This is a genomic window from Pseudooceanicola lipolyticus, assembly GCF_002786325.1.
GTDB lineage: Bacteria > Pseudomonadota > Alphaproteobacteria > Rhodobacterales > Rhodobacteraceae > Pseudooceanicola_C > Pseudooceanicola_C lipolyticus.
Genome location: NZ_PGTB01000282.1, coordinates 1 through 2,816 on the forward strand (window position 1 = coordinate 1; position 2,816 = coordinate 2,816).

Annotated in this window: 5 protein-coding genes; 2 read left to right on the forward strand and 3 right to left on the reverse strand. The window is 65.1% G+C overall.

From position 1 onward, the window contains the following. Positions 1 to 429 (reverse strand): cytochrome c (locus CVM52_RS24965; protein WP_100164978.1); only part of this gene is annotated, 429 nt, incomplete at its 3' end. A gap of 92 nt (positions 430 to 521) precedes the next feature. Here CVM52_RS24965 and CVM52_RS24970 point away from each other — a divergent pair. Beyond that, on the forward strand, positions 522 to 1,397 hold the full coding sequence (locus CVM52_RS24970) for a LysR family transcriptional regulator (protein WP_276308666.1): 876 nt from the start codon (positions 522 to 524) through the stop codon (positions 1,395 to 1,397). A gap of 6 nt (positions 1,398 to 1,403) precedes the next feature. Here CVM52_RS24970 and hpt read toward each other — a convergent pair whose 3' ends face one another. Then, positions 1,404 to 1,943, reverse strand: coding sequence for a hypoxanthine phosphoribosyltransferase (hpt, locus tag CVM52_RS24975; RefSeq protein ID WP_100164980.1), 540 nt, complete (start codon positions 1,941 to 1,943; stop codon positions 1,404 to 1,406). Between the two features lie 214 nt (positions 1,944 to 2,157). On the opposite strand from hpt, the gene CVM52_RS24980 reads away from it, so the two are divergent. Continuing rightward, positions 2,158 to 2,607 carry a type II toxin-antitoxin system RatA family toxin gene (locus CVM52_RS24980; RefSeq protein ID WP_100164981.1) on the forward strand — a complete coding sequence of 150 codons (450 nt, stop codon included), beginning with the start codon at positions 2,158 to 2,160 and terminating at the stop codon, positions 2,605 to 2,607. Here CVM52_RS24980 and CVM52_RS24985 read toward each other — a convergent pair. Then, a partial coding sequence (locus CVM52_RS24985) for a CinA family protein (protein WP_205965030.1) occupies positions 2,592 to 2,816 on the reverse strand: 225 nt, incomplete at its 5' end. The two genes, CVM52_RS24980 and CVM52_RS24985, sit on opposite strands and share 16 nt — an antisense overlap.

A 2,816-nucleotide genomic window follows, 5' to 3' on the forward strand; every position in this document is an offset into this window, starting at 1 on the left:
CGGCCCCAGCGCGGCGCGCACGGCGTCGGCACCGTCACCGGCCGCGGCGTCCAGATCAGCTGCCGCGGCGGCCAGTTGCATGACCATCTGGCCGGCTTCGCTGTCCGCCTCCCAGAGTGAGGGCAGGGCGCGGGTGGCCTCGCCCATGCTGGCAGTGTCGGTGCCGGGCAGCCAATAGCGCGACTGATCCAGCGAGGTCAGCTTGGCCAGGTTGGAGGCGGCGGCCGAGGCCGCGGCGGCGTCATATTCGATCTCGCCCTTGGCGACACCGCCCAGATAGCCGAGGTTATAGGCAAAAAGCTGCATGGTGGCCTTGCGTGCCTTGATCGCGTCCATCGCGGCCTTGTCATCCTGAGCGATGGTCAGCGAGGCGGTTCCCAGCAGGGCGGCAATGGCAAGCCCCGCAACAACAGTCGGTTTGAACTTCACGGCTGGTCTCCCTGGCTATTGGTCGATATTGGCACTATACGTGTGAGCGTTTGGATATATATTGTCCAAAATTGCAAAAGCCTCTTCGATTATTGCACAACCGGAACTGGGATAACCTTCGTTTTGTGCTTTGCGTCGCCACGCATGGCACCATCAGCGCTGCCGCCCGGGTGCTGGGGGTCAATCATGCAACGGTGTTGCGCCGGGTGGCGGCCTTCGAGCGGGACCATGGCGGACCGGTTTTTCAAAAGACTGCAACGGGCTACCGGGTGCTGCCTGATCGCGCAAACGTGATCGAGGCGGCGCGCGAGGTCGAGAACGCGGTGGTCTCGGTCGAGCGCTTGATGCAGGGGCGGCGGGCGGCAATGCGCGGCCTGGTGCGGCTGTCCTCCACCGATTCCCTCTGTCAGTCTATCCTGCCGGGGCTGGTGCGCAGGCTTCATGATGCGCTGCCGGAACTGCAGATCGAGGTGATGAGCACCAACAGCCACCTCGATTTTACCCGGATGCAGGCCGATATCTCGGTCCGGCCGGCGCGCAGCCTGCCGGAAGAGATGATCGGCGACAGCCGCGTCGGGTTGTGCTTTCGCGCCTATGCCGCGCCGGGGGCGCCGGCGCTGTGGCTGTCGCCGACCGGCGCGCTGGCGCGGTCGGTGGCGGCCGCATGGATCGCCGCCCATATCGAGCCCGACCACGTCGGCGCTGGGGCCGACAGTTTCATGGTGCTGCGCGAATTGGCCCGCCTGCGGGCCGGCATCGCGGTGCTGCCTGCCTTCCTCGGTGATCCCGTCCCCGAGCTTGAGCATCGCGCCGAGCTGATGCCGGACCTGTCGGTGCCGATCTGGGTCGCCAGCCATGCCGAGCTGCGCGAGGTGCCGCGCATCCGCATGGTGCGCGAGCGGATCCTGGATTATCTGGACGGATGCCGCGACCTGCTGGACCCGCCGGCCGCGCCGGTCCACCGGTAAGGCGGGTCAGTCGGTGAACCGGACCTTGCCGATAAAGGGCAGGTTGCGGTTGCGCTGGGCATAGTCGATGCCATAGCCGACGACAAATTCGTCCGGAATTTCAAAGCCGATCCAGTCGGATTTGAAATCCACTTCGCGGCGGCTGGGCTTGTCCAGCAGCGCGATGGATTTCAGCCGCTTGGGCTGGCGGCTCTTCAGCAGGGCGATGACGTGGTTCAGGGTATGGCCGGTATCGACAATATCCTCGACCACCAGCACATCGCGCCCCTGAATGGCGCCGCGCAAATCCTTGAGGATGCGTACCTCGCGGCTGCTTTCCATCGCGTTGCCATAGGACGAGGCTTCGAGGAAGTCGATCTCGATCGGCACGTCCAGCTCGCGCGCGAGGTCGGCGATGAAGACAAAACTGCCGCGCAGCAGGCCGACCACGACCAGCTTGTCGGTATCGCGGAATTCACGGCAGATCTCGCGGCTCAACTCCTCAATTCGCGCCGCGATCGCCTTGGCCGAGATCAGTTCGTCGATAACATAGGGCCGGTTCGGCATCTCATTCCCTTTTCGCGGTTCCGGGTTGCGTCCTGCGCCAACCTATCCTGCCGCGTCCCGAAGGTGCCACTGCTTTGCCACGTCACCCTGTCGAAAGAATTTGCAATTTTCACCTCGCATCGCCGGCGGGGGCGCGGACCGGGCATCGCCGCCTTGATCTTTTGCCCCATTCATAGGACAGACGCGGCACTGAACGCCAACCACCCCCGAGTATATGCCCAGCCATTCCGAAACCCGCCACCTGCCGTATCAGCCCCGGCAGATGTATGACCTTGTCGCCGATGTCGCGCGTTATCCCGAGTTTCTGCCCTGGTGCGCCGCCGCGCGGATCCGCCGCCGGTACCAGGACGGCGCGGCCGAGGTGATGGAGGCGGACCTGGTGATCCGGTTCAAGGTGTTCAGCGAACGGTTCGGCAGCCGCGTCACCCTGTTTCCCGACGAGATGCGCATCGTCACCGAATACCTGGACGGCCCGTTCAAGTTCCTGAAATCCGAGTGGACCTTCTCCGAGGCCACGGGCGGCTGCGACATCTCTTTCTATGTCGATTTCGAGTTCAAGAACGCAGTGCTGCAGAAGGTCATCGGCCTGGTGTTCAACGAGGCGATGCATCGAATCGTGCGCGCCTTCGAGGCGCGGGCGAAAGAGCTTTACGGCGCGGCCTGAGGTTCGAGCGCCGCTTCCAGCAATGCCAGCGCGTGATCGCGCGCCGCCGCGCGCACCTTGTCCCGCCCCGGCGCGCCGAACTCGACGGTTTCGGTGGCGGTGGCCTGCCCGGTGATCGCCAGCCCGAAACAGACCCGGCCCTCGGGCTTGAATTCCGACCCGCCGGGCCCGGCGATGCCGGTGATCGACACCGCCAGCCCGGCGCCGGA

Bases quoted from the DNA above. Each gene is read 5' to 3' on its own strand.
- hpt (WP_100164980.1), bottom strand. From the start codon at position 1,943: ATGCCGAACCGGCCCTATGTTATCGACGAACTGATCTCGGCCAAGGCG.
- CVM52_RS24980 (WP_100164981.1), top strand. From the start codon at position 2,158: ATGCCCAGCCATTCCGAAACCCGCCACCTGCCGTATCAGCCCCGGCAG.